Here is an 18027-nt window from a genome sequence, read left to right on the forward strand (position 1 = left end):
GGCAAGGGTGGCTTCTTGTGCAGCACATACAAATAATGTCTGGAGCGAATAATGCGCACTCATCAGATTAATGTCAACACCACCTCAATCCATTCCGCGCCACGATTCGTAATCTCTGAAAACGTGGCGCGCATTGACGCTGTAAATATCGGTGGCGTTGCGATCCGTCGCGACGAAGAGGGTCGTTACTCTTTGAACGACCTCCACAGGTCGGCAATGGAAAACGGCAAAGCCTCCGAAAGTCAGCGCCCTGGCAACTTCCTAAAATCTGAAACAGTATCCGGTTTTATTGGGGCTCTCGAAACTGCTACGAAAATAGCAGTTTGTTTGAAGCGCCCTGGACGCGCCGGTGGAACCTTTGCCGATGAACTCATCGCCATCCGTTATGCCGCATGGATCGAGCCAGCTTTTGAGGTTGATGTATATCGCACCTTCCAATCGGTTAAACGATCTGCAGCCGACAATATACGTGACGGCGTTGATCGCGCCATGTCGCGCGAGCGGGCTCGACTAGAAGCTCCAGCGTTGACTGAGGCCATTAAGCACGGACGTCTCGCCGCCGGCAAAGAAACCAAGCACTACCACTTCAGTAATGAATTCGACCTGATCAACCGCATCGCCCTGGGCATGCCCTCCAAGGCTTACCGCGCTGCGCATTGCATCAGCCCCACCGATTCTATCCGCGACCACCTGACTCCCTGCGAGATTCGGTGCATCGAACACTTGCAGCGCGTCAACGCTTCTCTGATCGACGTGGGCATGGACTTCGAATCCCGCAAGCAGAAGCTCAGCCAGATCTACATTCAGCGCCATAGCCGGGCTCTTCTCTCCGAAATCAAGCGCCTGGAGTTCTGACTATGAAGCCCATGACCTACCAGCAACTGATCGAACGAGCCGCCCTGACAGCGCTTGAGCTGTTCAAGGCGCAGACCACTAAAAAGGCCCTCAAGGCTGAATTGCGCTCGCTGTACGACACTTACTTCGAGGCTTATGGCCGCCCTGATGGAGCGTTCGTTCCGTACAACGACGCCTACCTGCCTGTGATGGATTTCACCGAGGCTCAGTTCCAGCGCGTTCGTGCGGCCAAGAAGGCCGAGTACAACGCTCTGCGTCGCCACCACACCGCCCTGCGAGCGCTTGAAGCGTTCCGGCCTGCCGATCTCAAGGGGGTCGCATGATGCATTACTTCAAGCGAAACATAGGTGACTACCACAAGAAGGCTGGGCGCCTGACCATGCTTGAGCATGGGGCCTACACGCTTCTACTGGATGCCTGCTACGACCGTGAGCGCTTCCCGACCCTGGAAGAAGCAATCGACTGGTGCTGGGCGCGCAATAAGGAAGAAACAGACGCAGTTGAGCTTGTTTTGCGCAAGTTCTTTGAACTTGTTGACGGTCGCTACGTACAGACGCGCATCCAGGAAGAGATAAGCGCGTACCAAGCTACAGCACTGAAAAATAAGGAAATTGCAGAAAAGCGCGAAGCAACCAAACGCACGAAGCGTGCACCAGTCGTGCACGAAGCGTGCACGGATGGTCACCTAACCAATAACCATAAACCATTAACCACTAACCAAGAACCAATAGATCAAGAGCCTTGCGCACCTACGGTGAGCGAGCAGGTGGATCTCTTCCCGAAGTTCTGGGCGCTGTATCCGCGCAAGCAGGACAAAGCCAAGGCGCAGAAGTCTTGGGCGAAGCTGAAGGTGACTGACGAACTGTTCGCCATGATCGCCAAAGGGCTGTCCGTGCAGGTCGTTTCCGCTGACTGGCTCAAGGAAGGCGGCAAGTACATCCCCATGCCAACCACTTGGCTGAACGGCAAGCGCTGGGAGGATGAAGTGAAGCCTGCCAGCAACGTCCACCAGTTCCCCCAGTCGCGCCACACCGGTTTCGCTGAACGCGACTACACAGCTGGCCTGATTCAGCGTGAGGACGGTTCCTATGCGATCTGAGCCATCCGAACAGCCGTCGCCCGAATTTCCACCAGGCACTCGAGTTCAGCCTGCCACCTGCGAGACCCACGGCGACTTCGAGCAGAAGGTTTTTCCGGTGCTGGGCAAGGAGCTGAAGAGCGCCTGCCCTGAGTGCAGTCGGATCACCCGCGAGAAGACCGAGGCCGCCGAGCAGGCGAACAAGGCGATGGAGATCCGTATGGCCATGGAGCGCAAGCTCGGCGCCGCGCTGATCCCTAAGCGATTTGCGGGCAAAACCCTGGATGGATACGTCGCTGCCACTTCAGAACAGCGGAAAGCGCTGAACACCTGCCGTCGGTATGCCGCCGAGTTCAAGCAGATCGCCGAGGCCGGCCGTTGCCTGCTGCTCCTGGGCAAGCCAGGTACCGGCAAGACGCATCTGTCCGTAGCCATCGCCAACGAGATCATGGCCAAGTCGAGTGCAACGGCGGTGTACCGAACCATCGGTTCCGTGCTGCAAGCGATCCGGGCGACCTACGACCGCACCAGCGACCAGAGCGAAAGCCAGATCCTGTCGAGCCTGATCAGCCCCTCGCTGCTCATCCTGGACGAGATAGGAGTGAGCAAGGAGAAGCCCAGCGACTTCGAGCTGACCACTCTGTTCGCAATCATCAACGGCCGGTACGAGCAGATGCGCCCCACGGTAATCGTTTCCAACCTGGAAGCCAAGGCGCTGCCGGATGCCATTGGCGACCGGTGCATTGATCGCCTTCGGGAGGGCGGGGTGATCGTGATCCCGTTCGAATGGGAATCACAACGCGGCAAGGATGGCTTCTGATGGATATCGACAAGGAAAAGCTGAAGGGATTGCTGTGGGCTGAGGCCGCGTCATACCGGGCCGACTGCGCCGACTGGAAGCGCAACACCGAGGCGCTGGATGATTTCCTGGGTGAGAAGACCGTGGGGGAGGTGGCGCTGGAGCTGCTGGCTGAGAACGACGAACTGAAGAACGTCTGCGCTGCCTATGGCCGCGTTAACACCGCACTGCTGGCTGAGAACGATGCGCTGCGCAAGGAGCGTGATGCACGCCACCCCTTCAAACCTTTCCATGAGCCTTCGATTGGATACACCGGCTGCGTGATTTGCGGCATGTACACCGACCACGGCGGCCTGCCATGCCCGAAAACGCGCGCAACGGCCTACGCCGCCCTGGGCCAGGGAGAGCAGTCATGAAGATAAATCGCGGGAAATTCAGCGACGACTACCGTGGCGATGGCTACATGATCAGCTTCGGGTTCAAGCGAGGCTGGCTGCTCTTTGGGTTCCGCCCGCTCAACTGGCATTTCTATTTCACGAAACTCGACTCCAAGCCTGCCGTCCGGGTTTACGTCGGTCCATTCGAAATTGAATTCTTTCGGGTGACGCCATGACCAGTCTCCAGATCCGCAACGAATCAGACCGCAACAAGGCCATGGGCTACATCGCCGGCCTGGACCTGGCCAAGCCCAAGAAGCTGGCCATCACCGAAGTGGACCGCAGCGGGGAGCAGAACAAGGCGCTGCACGCGGCCCTAGCCGATATCGCCGCCCAGGTCGAGCACGCCGGGAAGAAGTGGGATGTCCTGATCTGGAAGCGCCTTCTGACTGCCGCCTGGCTGCGTGAGTCGGGCGACCAGCCACAGATGATACCTGCGGTAGACGGCAACGGCTTCGACGTCATCTACGAGCGCACAAGCAAGCTCACCGTGAAGCAGTGCGGCGAGTTGATTTGCTGGGTTGAGGCGTTCGGCGCCGAGCATGGCGTTAGATGGACGCAGAAAGATCACTGGGGTGGCCGATATGACTGATGAAATTTGGAAAGCTGTCGTCGGATTCGAGGGGCTTTACGAGGTATCAAGCCTTGGTCGGGTTAGGTCGCTCCCGCGGGTCATGCGTGCAAATTATGGGCCCAGGGAATACGGGGGGAAGATCCTTTCTCCGGTTGTGCGAAAGCTTGATGGTTATCTAATCGTAAGCCTTTATCGGAACTCAAAGCGCTATCAGCGAACGGTGCATGCAATTGTTATTGAGTCCTTCAAGGGGCCTTCGCCCGTGGGGATGCAGTGCTGTCACAACAACGGCGTGCGCAGCGATTGCCGAGCTGAAAACCTGCGCTGGGGCACAAGCCTCGAAAACTCAGGTGATAAAGAAGTGCATGGGACTGCACTCAAAGGAGAGAAATGCGGAAACGCAAAGCTCAATGAAGAGCAGGTGGTGGAGATTCTTTATTCATCTGAGCCACACAACATCGTTGGTGGTCGGTTTGGGGTTAGCGCGGAACTGATAGGCCTGATTCGCAATGGCAAGGCCTGGAGGCATATCGAAAGAAAGCCGGGGATGTACGCAAGGCAGGCAGCAGCCTGGATTGTCGATGGTATTTCCTACTCAACCCTAGTCCAGGCGTCGGAAGCCCTTGGGGTGGCGGTTCACGTCTTGAGATACCGGTGCAAGGGGCGTCACGCAAAAGGGAAATTCTACCCTCCGGCCGAGGGGTGCAGGTTTGTGGAGTGCAATCCATGCTGACCACCAAACAACCCAAGCCAAAGACCTGCAAGAACCCAGCATGCAGGGCCTCATTCGTCCCGCAGCGCCTCGGTCAGGCGGTGTGCAGTCCTAAGTGTGCGCTGGCCACCGTAGAGGTGCAGAAGGCGAAGGAGAAGAAGTCGCTGGCCCAGGCCGGCCGCCGGGAGATCAAGGTGCGCAAGGAAGCGCTCAAGACCCGCGGCGACCACATGCGCGAAGCCCAGCAGGCGTTCAACGAGTACATCCGCACCCGGGACCAGGCCGCCGGACACCTATGCATATCCAGCGGCAAGTCATTGGACTGGAGCGGCAACGCGGTAGATGCCGGCCATTACCGCAGCGTCGGCTCTGCGCCACACCTGCGCTTCGATGAGCGTAACTGCCATGCCCAGAGCAAGCAGGATAACCGGTTCCTGTCCGGCAATGCCGTGGACTACCGGATCGGCCTGATAGCTCGCATTGGCCAGGAGGCCGTTGACGCGCTTGAAGCTGACCAGAGCGTTCGCAAGTACACCGTGGAAGAGATCAAGGCCATCAAGGTCGAATACCGGGCAAAGACCAGAGAACTCAAGAGGGCTGCAGCATGAACTATCAAAACGTAATTTCTGCAGTCGTCCGCGCTCTGGCAGCGGAAACCATCAACAGCGCCGGAGGGTGCAACGTCGAGCCGCGGGTACAGACCAGCAAGCTCAAGGGGGAGATCACCGGCAAGGATGCGGCACTGCTCGCCGACTGCATCGTTCACAAGCTGCTACACGCCCAGCTTTCCCCGCGGCACTGGAATGCATTGGTGGCGAAGTACAGCACCCACCGTGGGCGCAAGATCGATTCCATCGGGCGACTTGTCGCGGTTGTGCCTTCGCCGGCGCCGCTGCGCTTCACTCAGCAGGCGGTGCTGGTCTGGGCGGTTCCGCAGCAGTCGAAGGGTATCCAGCGCGCCGTGGTCGAGGTCAAAGCTCCAAAGCATCGGGAAAACAAGGATGAGGGCCAGTGGGATTGGCGCAACAAAGCAGCCGACGCAGATGTTGCGCGCGCCAACAAGCACGCCAGGTCATTGGCCGAGTCGAAGCCGGGGGAGATGATCGTCCTGGCCGAGTCGAACTACGACATGACGAACTGGGATTCCCAGGGCCTGACAGAGCGCACCTATCAGCGCTGGAATAAGAACATCAAGGGAGCGCTAGAGTCGATGGTGGACGAGGCTTTGGTCGATGCACAGCACATGCTTGAGGCCGTAGGGGTTCTGTCTGGGGAGGCTGCGTGAAAATAGTCCCTCAAAAGGGCTTGCAATATCATGTCGCCATGTCGCATTATTCACCCATCCTGTCATTCCTGCGTGTGTAGGACTGACTAACAAGAACCCGGCCACCGCGCCGGGTTTTTTATTGCCCAAATGCAGGCGAAAGACCGGAAAGACCCTCCTGCTCAATCGATGTACGAGGATCTACCGATGACCAAAATCACCCGCTGCAAAATGACTCTCCGCTCCAAAGGGCCTGTTCAGGGCTCGACGGAATCACTGACCCGCCTGCACTTCGGTGCCGTGTGGTCGGCCAACCCGGCGGAAGAGGATGCGATCTACGGCAAGTACACCCCGTACGGCGAATACACCGTCAACGTGGCCGCTGACCGTGCCGAGCACTTCGAAGCAGGGAAAGACTACTACTTCGATATCTCGCCAGCTTTCTGATTCACCTGTAGCCAGGGCAGCCTCACGGAAGGTCTGGACGCTGATAAGCCGGTAGTGCAGCGCTACGGAAAAACACCGGCAGCCCGCGCACCCTGACCTCACTGTGCTTACAGGGTGGCGCGAGACAGGAACGGCGAGATCGATGCAAAGGGGCGTCGACGTTGAGAAAGTCTTTGGCCGACAGCTCGGAAAGACGAGCGCACCTATTCAGGGCCTCTGCATTCGCAGAGGCTTTTTCGTTTGTGGAGGTTCGGCATGGGCCTTAAAAGACTAGAAGATACGGCAGCGTTCGTCGTGGTAGATGGCATCGTTTGCATTAACTGGGCACGCATTGATGCCTCTATCATCGAAAATGCAAAGCCGGTTGACTCGATTACGCCAGAGCAGCGCGTGTTCCTGAAGGGCCTCACGTTCGGCCCCATAAATCAATAATTCATGGCCTTGGCATTGACCAAGGCCTTTTCGTTTTCGGCTCCCCACACCCATTGCTCCGAGCTGGGAGTGCTGTGTGAGCCGATTCAATTGCACGGCCGAAAGCGGCCAACCTATACCGATGGAGCGAAGATGGATCCTACTGACCTCGGCCCAGGCACAGCTACCTGGCTGGGCGGTAGTGCCACCGTAGTGCTAGGCGGCCTGCTTTGGTTGCGCAAGTTCCTGTCAAAGGACGCGACTGACCGGGCTATGGATAGCGCGGACATCGGCACACTTCGCCGGCTGAACGAGCTGCTGAACCAGGAGCGCGCCGCCCGCAAAGAAGCCGAGGCGCGCGCTGATCAGTTCGCGAAAGAGCGGAATGACCTGGCCGCCGCTGTTGGGCGCATGGAAGGCAAGATCGAAGCGCTCACCAGCCAGGTCGACCAACTCACTGACCGTGTGACGCAACAGAGCGACGAGATCACTCGCCTGCGCACCAAGCTGGGAGGAATCGCCTGATGGACAGATGCGCATTGGAATTTATCGCACGCCGCTGGTGGCGCCGGACTGAAGTTTGGGCCATTGCTGTCGTGCTGGTGGGTGGTGGGGCTGTTTTGGGCTATCAGGCCGCCTACTGGTCACTCGCCGAGAACCAGAGCAATCAGGTCAAGGGCATCCGCGAGGCCTACGACACCGCGATGACTGAGCGTGATAAGCGCCTGGAGGAGCTGACTCGCAAGACGGGCACTGCTGCTGACAAGGCGACCAAGGCCGCAACCACTGCGGCCCAGGCTGCTGATAAGGCGGACGAGGCACTTAACCGTGGACTACTTGATCGGTGATAACCGCTACTCAGCCAGCTACCAAGACCTACGCGAAGAGCATGCCCGATACGTCCAGATGACTGACAAGCGCTTCCTGAAGGAATTGCCAGGGGCTCTGCACTTCGCCGTGTTCGTGTGCTGGTTCAAGGAGCTGCCGACCAGCCAGGCGCTTTCGGATGAGGGGATCGTCCACCAGCTGGCCCACCTTATCCATTTGGAGGGTGAGCCGCTTGTGATGGGCAGGCTTGGAGAGATCCGGGAGCTGTTCGATCAGCAGCTGCGGCTTGCACCGTAATCCGCGCCACGTTTTCGAACGCGCCAAATCGTGGCGCGAGATAGGTCACATGAAAGTAATCGTCACCAAGCTACTGGGATCGGCTGAAGTCGAGTTCCTGCGTGAGGGTGTGGTCGTTCACCGCGAGCGGTTCACCGGTAAGGTCACCTCCGAGTACCGCCGCACCATTGCGTTCAATGAGGCGTTCGATACTCACAGGTGCCGGTTCGTGACGGCCATGCCTGCTGATCGGGCGTTCCAGTATGAGGTATCACCATGAGCGACCAATCAGGCGAACACGTCCACCACTGGGACGATGGTCGAGGGCGGCGTGAAGTGATCATCGACGGCCAGCGTGTTGACGGCGTGACCTACTGCGACACCAAGGCAGGTATCGCCGTGGTATTGGATGCCCCGCTGAAGTCCACGGACGGCGAGCATGTCGACTTCCACCCTGTATGGGGCGAGATCAAGGTGATTCCAATTGAACAGGCCACTACCTCCGGCGAATCTACTTGAATTGTCGGACCTTTCCGACTTCGGTATCCGCCTCACTCCAGCGCCAGAGGTTTGGGAGTGGGCCCAGATCGAGATCGTTGCCGACACCGGCAGTATTCACAACGAAGACCATGGCCACCTACTGCATGCGGACATCCGGGTCATGTGGGCGTCGTCGAGCTTCGCCAAACAGGGCCGCACGGTCCTGGGCCAGGCCGAACAGGTAGCGTTCCGTGCCGGCGGCTGGCAGAAAGCCCGAATGGAGCAACAGATGCGTGATTGGTTCGGCGACGTGCCGGCTTTCATCATCACCTTGGCTGCTGACTACTGCGCCCAGTGCAGCGACGAAGAGTTCTGCGCGCTTCTGGAGCACGAGCTCTATCACATCGCCCAGGCGACCGATAAGTACGGCCAACCGGCCTTCACCCAAGACGGATCCCCAAAGCTGAAGCTTCAAGGCCATGACGTCGAAGAGTTCGTCGGTGTGGTCCGCCGCTATGGTGCCAGCCGAGAAGTGCAGGCCCTGGTGGATGCTGCAAACATTCCTGCTGAGGTGGGGAAATTGAACATTGCGAGGGCCTGCGGAACCTGTCTGCTCAAGTTGGCCTGATGTAAGACAGGCGTGAGACGGAATCTAACTTATGGCAGCCCTGAAAAATGAGGTGAAGAGCTTCATCGTTCAGGCTTTGGCGTGTTTCGACACCCCTAGCCAGGTCTCACAAGCGGTGAAGCAAGAATTCGACGTGGATGTTACCCGTCAGCAGGTTGAGCAACACGACCCAACAAAGCGCGCCGGCTCCCATCTGGCGCTCAAGTGGCAAACCCTATTCCACGACACTCGCAAGCGGTTCCGCGAGCAAACCGCAGAGATACCCATAGCTAACCGAGCTTATCGACTGCGCGCCATGAATCGTTTCGTGGAGAAGGCCGAGACGATGAAGAACATTGGTCTGGCTATGCAGATCCTGGAGCAGGCCGCCAAGGAGATGGGTGACGTCTTCGTCAATCGCCGCGTGGAGCCAGACAAATCGCTGGACGACGAGATAAAGCGGCTGAACATCCAGAAGCTGCAGCGCGAACTGGAGGACCCGGATAAGGGCCTGCCCGAGCCTAAGCAAGTAATCATCGGGGTTGAAGATGCAAGCGATCCTGATGCTGAACAAGCCTCAATTTGAATTCATCAAGAGCCACAACAAGTTCATGGCCTTCGTTGGGGGCTACCGGAGCGGCAAGACGTTCGTTGGCTGTGTGCGTATGTGCATCAACGCGCTGGAGTTTCCTGGAATACCCCAAGGGTACTTTGCACCCACCTACCCGCAGATCACCGACATCTTCTACGACACCCTGCCGGGGGTTGCTGAGGCTTTCGGGTTATTCGCCGACATCGTTGCCAGTAACAAGCGTGTGTATCTGCGAGACAAGAAGGGCCGCTGCCTTTCCACCATCATCTGCAAGAGCATGGAGCACCCGCACCGCATCGTGGGTTTCAACATCGCTCACGCGCTGGTCGACGAGATCGACTGCATGCCGATCAAGAAGGCCGACAGCGCTTGGAAGAAGATCATTGCGCGGATGTCCACGGTTTGGCCGGGGCGCGATCAGAACACGATCGACGTCACCACGACGCCTGAGGGATTCAACTGGGTATACCGTAAATTTGTCAAGGAACTGGCAGCCGACCCATCACAGCGCGAGTTCTACGGGATCGTGCACGCATCAACGCGGCAGAACGCTAAGAACCTGCCAAAGGACTACATACCGTCTCTGCGCAAGTCGTACCCGGCGAACCTGGTGGACGCCTACATCGACGGCCTGTTCGTCAACCTGACGTCCGGCAGCGTGTACCCGAGCTTCTGCCGCAAACAGAATCACACCGACGCAACGATCCGCCCGGGTGAGCAGCTTCATGTCGGCATGGACTTCAACATCAACAGGATGGCGGCGACGATCCACGTCATTCGCGAAGGCCTGCCTATGTTGTTGGAGGAGGCCACTGGCCTGTTCGACACGCCGGCGATGGTCGTCGAGCTTAAGCGCCGTTTCCCTGGGCACAGCATCACCGTTTACCCGGACGCCAGCGGCAAGAACCGCAAGAGCGTCAACGGCAGCGAGTCGGACCACAGCCTGCTCCGCGCCGCTGGTTTCATGGTGATGGTGAACCCGTCGAACCCAGCGGTTAGGGACCGGGTACTGGCCGTGAACGCCATGTTCCTGAATATCGACCATAAGCGCCGCTACCTGGTGAACACCGACAACTGCCCAGTAACCACCCAGGTGCTGGAGCAACAGGCATACACCGAAAACGGCGAACCCAACAAGGACGGCACTGAAGACCCGGTCGACGCACTCGGTTACTTCATTGTCCAGCGCTTCCCGATTGCGGGCAGCTACACACTCGCAAACGTGAGCAACTCATGAGCGCATTCAGCTACCTGAAAGACAGCCTGCAGAACCTGGTCGCAGGACTGGGTACTGCGCGCGACAAGGCATCTCACTCGCACTATGCCATCCCGGAGATGGACGACCAGCAGCTGCTGAACGCCTTCCGTGGTTCGTGGACGGCGCAGAAGGGCGTGACCATCCCCGCGGTGGACGCGTGCCGTAACTGGCGCAGCTGGCAGGCCGACAAGGACCAGATCGAACTGATCGAGGCCGAAGAAGACCGCCTGAACGTCAAGGGCAAGGTGCTTGACGCCCTATTGAAGGCCCGCCTGTTCGGTGGTGCTGCCGTGTTCATCGGCACCGGCGAGCGTGATACGGCATCCGAGCTGAACCCTGAGCGAATCAAGCAGGGAGGCGTGAAGTACCTCACTGTCATGACTCGCCGACAACTCAGCGCGACCGAGATTGAACAAGACCCGCAGAGCCCGCGCTTTGGCAAGCCCAAGGCTTACCGGTTACCGGGCAGCTTGGTTGAGATCCACCCGTCGCGCTTGGTGATCTTCATCGGCACGCCACACCCTGACCCTGAGCTCGCGGTCGGTTGCGGCTTCGGTTGGGGTGACTCAGTGCTCCTGGCTGCGATGCCCGCCGTGCGTCACTACGACGAGACGGTGGCCAACGTTGTGAGCCTGGTCTACGAGGCCAAGATCGACGTCATCAATATCCCAAACCTGATGGCGAGCATGCAGGACAAGAATTACGAGCGATTGCTGCTGGAGCGCTTGCGTCTGGCTGCTACCGCCAAGGGTATCAACGGCACGCTGATCCTCGACGGCGCCGAGACCCATAGCTCCAAGTCGGCCAGCTTCGGCAATCTGCCTGAGGTGATCGCCAAGACAGAGCAGGGCGTGTCCGGCGCGTTCGATATCCCGGGCACCCGAATGTTCGGCCAGTCCTCCACGGGCCTGGGTGCCAACGGCGAAGAGAACACCCGCAATTACTACGACAACGTCGCGTCGTGCCAGAAGCTGGAGATCAAGCCAGCCATGAGCGTGCTGGATGAATGCCTGATCCGCTCAGCACTGGGCAGCCGCCCCAAGGAGATCCACTACTCATGGGCGCCACTGTGGCAGGCCACGGCCAAAGAGCGGGCTGACATCGGCAAGACCACGGCGGACACCATCAAGGCGCTGAAAGATTCCGGATTGTTCCCTGAAGACGCGCTGTCGGCTGCCTCGGTGAACCTGCTGGTGGAGCTGAGCGTGATGCCTGGACTGGAAGCGGCCATCGATCAGTTTGGCGCCGAGCTTCCGGACGAAGAGGGAGGCGCAGCTGATGATGGCCTTCCGGTAAGCGAAGGTGATCAGGTAGCGGACAAGAAAGCCCTCTCCGACGCCGCGCCGCGCACGCTGTACGTGTCCCGCAAGGTCACCAATGGCACCGACATCATCGCTTGGGCCAAGGCTCAGGGCTTTGAGTCAACCGTGCCCGCCAATGAGCTGCACGTCACCGTCGCCTACAGCCGCAACCTGGTGGATTGGATGAAGGTCGGCGAGTCATGGTCGGGTGATGGCAAGGGCGAGCTAAAGATCGCTCCGGGCGGGGCAAGACTGATCGACAAGTTCGGCGAAGGCGCGGTGGTGCTGCTGTTCAACAGCTCTGAGCTCGCATGGCGGCACGTAACCATTGTCGAGGCCGGGGCCTCATGGGATTGGCCGGACTATCAGCCCCACATCACCTTCACATACGAACCCGGCAGTGTCGATATCGACAAGGTTGAGCCATACCGTGGCGCGATCGAGCTGGGTCCTGAGATCTTCGAGGAGCTCGACCCATGATCTTTACCGACTCCGTGCCTGTCTCCGGTGTTCGACGCACGGCAGACGGCTACCTGGTGGCCGAGGCCTTCGTCGCACGCACCGGTATTCAGGATTACCTCGGCTCCGAGATTGACCCGAACAACGAGCACGGCCTGCGGGATGTTCCCATCGTCAAGGTGTACCGGCCAGAGAGCTCGGTGTTCCACAAGGACGCGATGAACTCCTATGCCTATCGGCCCATGACCAACGACCACCCGGGCGGCGACGGTGTCAACTCCCAGAACTGGAAGGACGTGGCTGTCGGTAACACGGGCGGCGAGGTTATCCGTGATGGTCAGCGGGTGAAGGTGCCCCTGGTCCTCATGGATGCCACCGCCATCTCGGACTTCGAAGCAGGAAAACGACAACTTTCCATGGGCTATGGCGCTGAGATCATCTTCCAAGATGGCGTAACGCCAGAGGGCGATCCTTATCACGTCAGTCTTGGCCCAATGAAAATGAATCACCTCAGCCTGGTGCACAGCGCGCGGGCTGGCGAAGAGTTTCGTATCGGTGATAGCAAACCAAATACCCCAACAGGAGGCCATGACATGGCTGATGCACTGCGAAAACTCCTTGTCGATGGCATCTCCATTGATGTCACCGAGCAAGGCGCCCAGGCCATCGAGAAGCTGAACACCAAGCTTGCCGATGCTGCCACCGCCACCAAGACCCTGACCGACGCGCACGCTACTGCGATTGCGCTGAAGGACGGCGAACTGGCCAAGAAAGACGACGAGATCACCAAGCTGAAAGCGGCTGTGATCAGCGATGCCGATATCGACAAGCGCGTCACCGCCCGTGCCGATCTGCTCACCAAGGCCAAAAACATCGCCGATGCCGACTATACCGGCAAGACCGATGCCGAGATCCGCAAGGCCGTGGTCATCGCCAAGCTGGGTGATGCGGCCGTAACGGGCAAGGCTGACGCCTACATCGATGCCCGCTTCGAGATCCTGGTGGAAGACGCTGCCAAGAACCCGGCCAATGACCCATTCCGCCAGCACATGATCCACCAGGACAGCGCTGCCGGTGGTGATGATTCGGAAAAAGCACGGCTGAAGATGATTTCGGACATGCAAACCGCCCACCTGCCGAAAGCATAAGGAGCACACCATGGCTACTTACCAAACCACGTACACCAACGCTCCAGCCAAGGGCGTGCCAGGCCTGGTCGCCAACGAAGAGAAGTGCAACAAGATCAGTCGCACCGTCTCGAACGCCGAAGGCATTGTCTTCGGCGCACCTGGCTTCCGTGTGGCTGGTGCTGGCAACGATCACAGGATCGCCGCCACTGGCACCTTGTTCCTGGGCCTGGCTGTGCTGAGCGCAGCCGTACCGCCTGTGGCGACCGGTTCCACTCTGATCGACGGCTACCCGCGAGACTTCACCGGCGCGTTCATGACCGATGGCCAGATGTATGTAACCGCCGGCGCTGCCGTGGTGCCTGGTGATGACGTGTACTACGTCGCCGCGACCAATCGCTACGTCACGACCGCCGCTGAAGGCGCAGTGTTGATCCCTGGCGCCATCTTCGACACCACTGGTGCGAACGGCGACATCGTCGAAATCTCCCTCAAACATCGGAGCGCTTAACATGCCTCAAGCTTTCGAAGACGCTCAGTCGGCGTTCCCGTTCGTTCTGGCCCAGGGCCGGAACATCGAAACGCGCATCTACACCCGCCGCTACCCGACGTTTAACTACGCCGCGAGCATTCCAGTGGTAACTGAGGGCGCTCCATGGGCCATCGGCACCACGTTCTTCACCGTCGATACTGCCGGTGAAGCCAAGTTCCTGTCGGGTTCGGGCACTGACATGCCGTTCAACTCGGCAACGCACGACCAGGCATCGCACGACTTCGCCATGATCGGCTCCGGCTGGGAATGGAACCTGGAAGAAGTGAACCAGGCACAGCTGTACGGCATCAACCTGAGCGGCACCAAGGCTGATTCGGCCGCCGACAAGGTTGAGCGCCTGCTGAACAGCATTGCCTTCACTGGCAGTGTTGAGAAGCGCTGGACCGGCCTGTTGAACGACAGCAACGTTTCGCGTGTTGACGCCGCTGCGTCCGGCACTGCTGGTTCGACCTACTGGTCCGCCAAAGACGTCGACCTGATCATGGCTGACGTGAACGGCTTGCTGGGCAGCATCCGCACCAACACTGGCGAAGTCGAGTGGGCAGATACCTTGCGCATGCCGCCTGACGCATTCCGCGCCGTGGCAACCAAGCGCATGGGCGCTGGCGATGGCTTCATGACGGTGCTGGAATACATGCGCCGCAACAACATCTACACCGCCGAGACCGGCCTGCCGCTGGACATCGCGCCACTGCGCGAAGCCCGGAACGCTTCGCAGGATGGTGGTGGTCGTCTGGTTGCGTACCGCAAGGACCCGGAAGTGGTTCGCTTCCACCTGCCAATGCCGCGCCGCGTCCTGGCCCCGCGCCAGAAGTCCATCATGGGCTTCGAAACCGGGATCATCGCCCGCACAGGCGGTACCGAGATTCGTCTGCCGGGCGCCGTAGCGTACCTCGACGAAATCACCCCGCCAGTATCCTGATAGGAGGTCGACATGAAAGTGACCAATAACTCGAAGGCGCTGCAGGGCGTGCACACGAAGTCGGGCGTTCAATACATCGCGCCAGGCGATTCCGTCGATGTGGAATTCACCGAGGCAGGGTTGAAGGGCGCCAAGCGCCTGGACTTCCTTGTCGTCGGCGAAGCCAAGAAAGCCGACAGCGACAAAAAGTAAACCTCGGAGCGGTGCGCCGCTCCACCTATTCGAGATATCCCGATGCCAGACTTTTACGGAACCGTCGCAGCTGCCGACGCCTATCACGCTGCGCGCGCGAATACCGCCTGGGCTGGTGATGAAGTGGCGAAGCAGGCCGCACTGATCCGGGCATCGGTCTACATCGACGGCCGCTACCGGAAGCTTCTTGCTTCTGGCGTGTGGCAGTCATTGTTCCCCGGCGTGAAGACCGAGGGCAGAGGGCAAGCCAGGGAGTGGCCGCGCACAGGAGCTTATGACTACGAGGGCAACCAGATCCCAGCTGACCAGGTGCCCGTCGAGGTTGAGCAGGCAACGTACGAAGCCGCACTGCGTGAAATCGTCGAGCCTGGAAGCCTCAGCCCTGACTTCGTGTCCGCCTCCATGGTGAAGCGCGAGAAGGTCGGCCCGCTGGAAACTGAATTCGCCGTGTCGGTGGGTGCAGACGCCGCCGGCTCTGTCCGCCCGGTGATCAGCATCATCGACGAGATGATTGCCCCGGTGCTGGTGGCTCGCTACACGCTGCCTGCGGTTTTTACGGTATGACCCCGGCGCAGATCATCCAGGCCATCGAAGGAATGGAGCCTGCGATGCAGCAGGCGTACCTGAAGCAGGTCAAGACGGTGGTCGGCGCGGCAACGGTTGCAGAAGTTGAGCGCCTGATCGCTGAAGAGGATGAGGATGGCTTAGTTGCCCTGCTCAGTCTTGGTGCGCTGTCCGCATTCCTTGAGCTGGCCAGGTCGGTATTTATCGCCGGCGCCAAGTTCGAAGTGAAGGCGATCGTGATTCCTCGCGACATCGGGCGATTCGAGTTCGATGCCCGCGCGCCAGTCGCAGAAAAGTGGGTTTCTGCCAAGGCTGAAGAGATCCGAGCGAACTCAGCTATTGACGTGCGAGCAGCTATTCGCGAAGTGATGGGCAGTCGCCGCCGCATTGTAGGCTGGCCAAGTGCACAGCCTGCTGCTGTACAGGTCGAAGTCGGCGCTACGCCGATGGTGCGCACCCCTCGCCAAGCAGCGCTGGACCTGATCGGCCGCAAGAGCGCGCAGACCGGGGCGCGCTCTGGTGGCGTTATCGGTCTTCCCGGCAACTATGCGCAGTTTGTGCTGAATGCCCGTTCGCAGCTGCTTGGCGGCAACCCAGATGAGATGCGCAAGTATTTGCAGCGCACGCGCCGGGACCGACGATTCGACGGAATCGTGAACAGGGCAATCAAGGCCGGCACGCCAGTCGCCCAGACTGACGTGGACAAGATTGCCGGTCGCTACGCCGATCGCCTCATGAAGACCTATGCCGAGATGCTGTCCAAGGCTGAGGCGCTCGAGTCGTTCGGCGCCGGCCGTGACCAGGTGTACGAGCAGTTGATTGCTCAGGGTCTCGATCGCGACTCGGTCACCAAGACCTGGCGCGACCGAGGCGACAAGAAGGTCCGCCACACGCATTCGGTGATGGGCGGCCAAGAGGTGCAGAAGGATCAGCCATTCCAGAGCCCCACCGGTGCGCTGCTTCGATATCCGGGCGATACCAGCCTGGGGGCCGGGTGGAGTGAGCGTGCCAACTGCCGATGTTCGGCCATCTACAAAATAAGGCGCAAGTGATGCCAGATATCTATGATCGCGCCAAGGCCCTGGCCGCGCGGATGCTTGCGCCGCGCAGCAAAGGCGGGAAAGGCCTTGAGCTGGTCCTGCGCCGCGAGACCCTGGGCGAGTACGACCCAGACGCACCGCCGGCGCCCAGCGAACTGGTCGTGAACGGCTCCGGCTTCCGTGAGGAATACGACAACAAGTACATCGATGGCACGCTGATCGTTCGCGGCGACGTCAAGTTGCTGGTGTCTCCGGTGCAGCTCAGCGGGGCGGATATGCCGATCCCATTGAGCAACGACCGAATAGAGTTCGACGGCACAACCTACACCGTGATCACCGTCGGCCCATGGAACTATGCCGGCCTGGCGGTTGGCTTCGAGCTGCAGGTTCGCAAGTAATGGCCAATCACATGACCAGCCGCTACGGCGGCCAACAAGGCGGCTTTGCCGAGAGCCTGGCGGCATTCGCTGAGCAGGCGAAGGAAGCCATCGACGACGTGTTCCGCGAGGTGGTGATCGAGATCGGCACCTCGGTGATCCGCCTGTCACCGGTGGACACTGGGCGATTCAAAGGCAACTGGCAGTTCACTGTGGGTGCGCCTTCGAACCAGAGCATCGACACCTTCGACAAGGCAGGGCACGAAACTATTGCGACTCTGGTGGCCGAGGTCAGCAAGTTGGAGGCAGGGCAGGTCGCTTACATCGTCAACAACCTGGTGTACGGCGTGCCGCTCGAATACGGACATTCCGACCAGGCGCCGGCCGGCATGGTGCAAATCACGCTCGCACGATTCCAGCAGATCGTCGAAGAAGCCATCAGGAATAACCAGGTATGAGCCATAACATTATCGCGGCGGCCTTTGAGTCGCGCCTGCTGGCCTGGGCCAAGGCTCGATCCAAGCCACTGAAGGTGGTGGTGGAGAACGAGGCCTACACACCGGCTAACGGAGAGACGTACCTGCGGGCCTTCACGCTGCCCGCGGTAACAGCCAGCAACACGCTGGGCGGTGACCACCACCTTTACGTCGGCGTATTCCAGGTCAATATCGTTGCGCCATCCGGCAAGTACCGGACTGAGGCCAGCGGCATCGTGGATGAACTGGCCACGCTGTTCCCGGTGAATCTGCGTATCCCCCGCGCGGGTCTGGTCGCCATTGTGCTGACTCCGGTCGGGCCTGGCCCAGGCATCGCTGACGGCAGCACCTACACTGTGCCGGCCTCGTTCCAGTATCGAGCAGACACCAACTAATTC

30 protein-coding genes are annotated in these 18027 nt (G+C 59.7%); all 30 read left to right on the forward strand.

What is annotated here, in order from left to right:
- The first annotated feature begins 51 nt into the window (after positions 1-51).
- The gene (locus tag FXO12_RS00740; protein ID WP_160049451.1) at positions 52-855 is read left to right on the forward strand and encodes a KilA-N domain-containing protein; all 804 of its coding nucleotides are present in this window, start codon (positions 52-54) and stop codon (positions 853-855) included.
- A 2-nt stretch (positions 856-857) separates the two neighbouring features.
- Complete coding sequence (locus FXO12_RS00745) at positions 858-1178, forward strand: hypothetical protein (RefSeq protein ID WP_160049453.1); 321 nt, start codon at positions 858-860, stop codon at positions 1176-1178.
- Positions 1178-1954 carry a YdaU family protein gene (locus tag FXO12_RS00750; RefSeq protein WP_160049792.1) on the forward strand — a complete coding sequence of 259 codons (777 nt, stop codon included), beginning with the start codon at positions 1178-1180 and terminating at the stop codon, positions 1952-1954. The genes FXO12_RS00745 and FXO12_RS00750 overlap by 1 nt, the downstream gene beginning before the upstream one ends.
- Positions 1944-2753: an ATP-binding protein gene (locus tag FXO12_RS00755; protein ID WP_160049455.1), complete on the forward strand. Its 810-nt coding sequence runs from the start codon at positions 1944-1946 to the stop codon at positions 2751-2753. The genes FXO12_RS00750 and FXO12_RS00755 overlap by 11 nt, the downstream gene beginning before the upstream one ends.
- On the forward strand, positions 2753-3148 hold the full coding sequence (locus tag FXO12_RS28855) for a hypothetical protein (RefSeq protein WP_256678911.1): 396 nt from the start codon (positions 2753-2755) through the stop codon (positions 3146-3148). Before FXO12_RS00755 ends, FXO12_RS28855 begins: the two co-directional genes overlap by 1 nt.
- Positions 3145-3345, forward strand: a complete 201-nt coding sequence (locus FXO12_RS00765) for a hypothetical protein (RefSeq protein ID WP_160049456.1) — start codon at positions 3145-3147, stop codon at positions 3343-3345. Before FXO12_RS28855 ends, FXO12_RS00765 begins: the two co-directional genes overlap by 4 nt.
- Entirely contained in the window at positions 3342-3761 is a 420-nt protein-coding gene (locus FXO12_RS00770) for a recombination protein NinB (protein ID WP_076965261.1), read from the forward strand. Before FXO12_RS00765 ends, FXO12_RS00770 begins: the two co-directional genes overlap by 4 nt.
- Positions 3754-4476, forward strand: coding sequence for an NUMOD4 motif-containing HNH endonuclease (locus tag FXO12_RS00775; RefSeq protein ID WP_160049457.1), 723 nt, complete (start codon positions 3754-3756; stop codon positions 4474-4476). Before FXO12_RS00770 ends, FXO12_RS00775 begins: the two co-directional genes overlap by 8 nt.
- Positions 4470-5063, forward strand: coding sequence for a recombination protein NinG (locus tag FXO12_RS00780; protein WP_160049459.1), 594 nt, complete (start codon positions 4470-4472; stop codon positions 5061-5063). Before FXO12_RS00775 ends, FXO12_RS00780 begins: the two co-directional genes overlap by 7 nt.
- Complete coding sequence (locus tag FXO12_RS00785) at positions 5060-5740, forward strand: hypothetical protein (RefSeq protein WP_160049461.1); 681 nt, start codon at positions 5060-5062, stop codon at positions 5738-5740. The genes FXO12_RS00780 and FXO12_RS00785 overlap by 4 nt, the downstream gene beginning before the upstream one ends.
- Before the next feature lie 186 nt (positions 5741-5926).
- Entirely contained in the window at positions 5927-6166 is a 240-nt protein-coding gene (locus FXO12_RS00790; protein ID WP_160049462.1) for a hypothetical protein, read from the forward strand.
- Positions 6167-6421: 255 nt separating this feature from the next.
- Positions 6422-6598 (forward strand): hypothetical protein, encoded by a 177-nt coding sequence (locus FXO12_RS00795; protein ID WP_160049463.1) that lies wholly within the window; start codon positions 6422-6424, stop codon positions 6596-6598.
- Between the two features lie 132 nt (positions 6599-6730).
- Positions 6731-7102, forward strand: coding sequence for a chemotaxis protein (locus tag FXO12_RS00800; RefSeq protein ID WP_160049465.1), 372 nt, complete (start codon positions 6731-6733; stop codon positions 7100-7102).
- Positions 7102-7425, forward strand: coding sequence for a hypothetical protein (locus FXO12_RS00805; RefSeq protein WP_160049466.1), 324 nt, complete (start codon positions 7102-7104; stop codon positions 7423-7425). Before FXO12_RS00800 ends, FXO12_RS00805 begins: the two co-directional genes overlap by 1 nt.
- Complete coding sequence (locus FXO12_RS00810; protein ID WP_160049468.1) at positions 7406-7702, forward strand: hypothetical protein; 297 nt, start codon at positions 7406-7408, stop codon at positions 7700-7702. Before FXO12_RS00805 ends, FXO12_RS00810 begins: the two co-directional genes overlap by 20 nt.
- Positions 7703-7751: 49 nt before the next feature.
- Complete coding sequence (locus FXO12_RS00815; protein ID WP_160049470.1) at positions 7752-7961, forward strand: hypothetical protein; 210 nt, start codon at positions 7752-7754, stop codon at positions 7959-7961.
- Positions 7958-8200, forward strand: a complete 243-nt coding sequence (locus tag FXO12_RS00820; RefSeq protein ID WP_160049472.1) for a hypothetical protein — start codon at positions 7958-7960, stop codon at positions 8198-8200. Before FXO12_RS00815 ends, FXO12_RS00820 begins: the two co-directional genes overlap by 4 nt.
- Positions 8166-8789: a putative metallopeptidase gene (locus FXO12_RS00825; RefSeq protein ID WP_160049474.1), complete on the forward strand. Its 624-nt coding sequence runs from the start codon at positions 8166-8168 to the stop codon at positions 8787-8789. Before FXO12_RS00820 ends, FXO12_RS00825 begins: the two co-directional genes overlap by 35 nt.
- A gap of 31 nt (positions 8790-8820) precedes the next feature.
- A complete protein-coding gene (locus FXO12_RS00830; RefSeq protein ID WP_160049476.1) occupies positions 8821-9354 on the forward strand; it encodes a DUF2280 domain-containing protein in 534 nt (177 codons plus the stop codon).
- A complete protein-coding gene (locus tag FXO12_RS00835; protein ID WP_178119857.1) occupies positions 9317-10597 on the forward strand; it encodes a terminase large subunit domain-containing protein in 1281 nt (426 codons plus the stop codon). The genes FXO12_RS00830 and FXO12_RS00835 overlap by 38 nt, the downstream gene beginning before the upstream one ends.
- Entirely contained in the window at positions 10594-12399 is a 1806-nt protein-coding gene (locus FXO12_RS00840; protein WP_160049478.1) for an anti-CBASS protein Acb1 family protein, read from the forward strand. The genes FXO12_RS00835 and FXO12_RS00840 overlap by 4 nt, the downstream gene beginning before the upstream one ends.
- A complete protein-coding gene (locus FXO12_RS00845; RefSeq protein WP_160049480.1) occupies positions 12396-13526 on the forward strand; it encodes a DUF2213 domain-containing protein in 1131 nt (376 codons plus the stop codon). The genes FXO12_RS00840 and FXO12_RS00845 overlap by 4 nt, the downstream gene beginning before the upstream one ends.
- A 10-nt stretch (positions 13527-13536) precedes the next feature.
- The gene (locus tag FXO12_RS00850) at positions 13537-14016 is read left to right on the forward strand and encodes a hypothetical protein (RefSeq protein ID WP_160049482.1); all 480 of its coding nucleotides are present in this window, start codon (positions 13537-13539) and stop codon (positions 14014-14016) included.
- 1 nt (position 14017) lies between these two features.
- Entirely contained in the window at positions 14018-14980 is a 963-nt protein-coding gene (locus tag FXO12_RS00855) for a DUF2184 domain-containing protein (RefSeq protein WP_124376723.1), read from the forward strand.
- A 12-nt stretch (positions 14981-14992) separates the two neighbouring features.
- The gene (locus FXO12_RS00860; protein ID WP_160049484.1) at positions 14993-15172 is read left to right on the forward strand and encodes a hypothetical protein; all 180 of its coding nucleotides are present in this window, start codon (positions 14993-14995) and stop codon (positions 15170-15172) included.
- A gap of 42 nt (positions 15173-15214) precedes the next feature.
- Positions 15215-15736 carry a DnaT-like ssDNA-binding protein gene (locus FXO12_RS00865; RefSeq protein ID WP_160049486.1) on the forward strand — a complete coding sequence of 174 codons (522 nt, stop codon included), beginning with the start codon at positions 15215-15217 and terminating at the stop codon, positions 15734-15736.
- Positions 15733-16788 (forward strand): hypothetical protein, encoded by a 1056-nt coding sequence (locus FXO12_RS00870; RefSeq protein WP_160049488.1) that lies wholly within the window; start codon positions 15733-15735, stop codon positions 16786-16788. Before FXO12_RS00865 ends, FXO12_RS00870 begins: the two co-directional genes overlap by 4 nt.
- On the forward strand, positions 16788-17174 hold the full coding sequence (locus FXO12_RS00875; RefSeq protein ID WP_160049490.1) for a hypothetical protein: 387 nt from the start codon (positions 16788-16790) through the stop codon (positions 17172-17174). The genes FXO12_RS00870 and FXO12_RS00875 overlap by 1 nt, the downstream gene beginning before the upstream one ends.
- 11 nt (positions 17175-17185) lie before the next feature.
- Positions 17186-17611, forward strand: coding sequence for an HK97 gp10 family phage protein (locus tag FXO12_RS00880; protein WP_160049794.1), 426 nt, complete (start codon positions 17186-17188; stop codon positions 17609-17611).
- A complete protein-coding gene (locus FXO12_RS00885; protein ID WP_160049491.1) occupies positions 17608-18024 on the forward strand; it encodes a phage tail terminator-like protein in 417 nt (138 codons plus the stop codon). The genes FXO12_RS00880 and FXO12_RS00885 overlap by 4 nt, the downstream gene beginning before the upstream one ends.
- The last annotated feature ends 3 nt before the right edge of the window (positions 18025-18027 follow it).

This window comes from Pseudomonas sp. J380, from assembly GCF_009827115.1.
In the GTDB taxonomy this organism is placed as follows: domain Bacteria; phylum Pseudomonadota; class Gammaproteobacteria; order Pseudomonadales; family Pseudomonadaceae; genus Aquipseudomonas; species Aquipseudomonas paracarnis.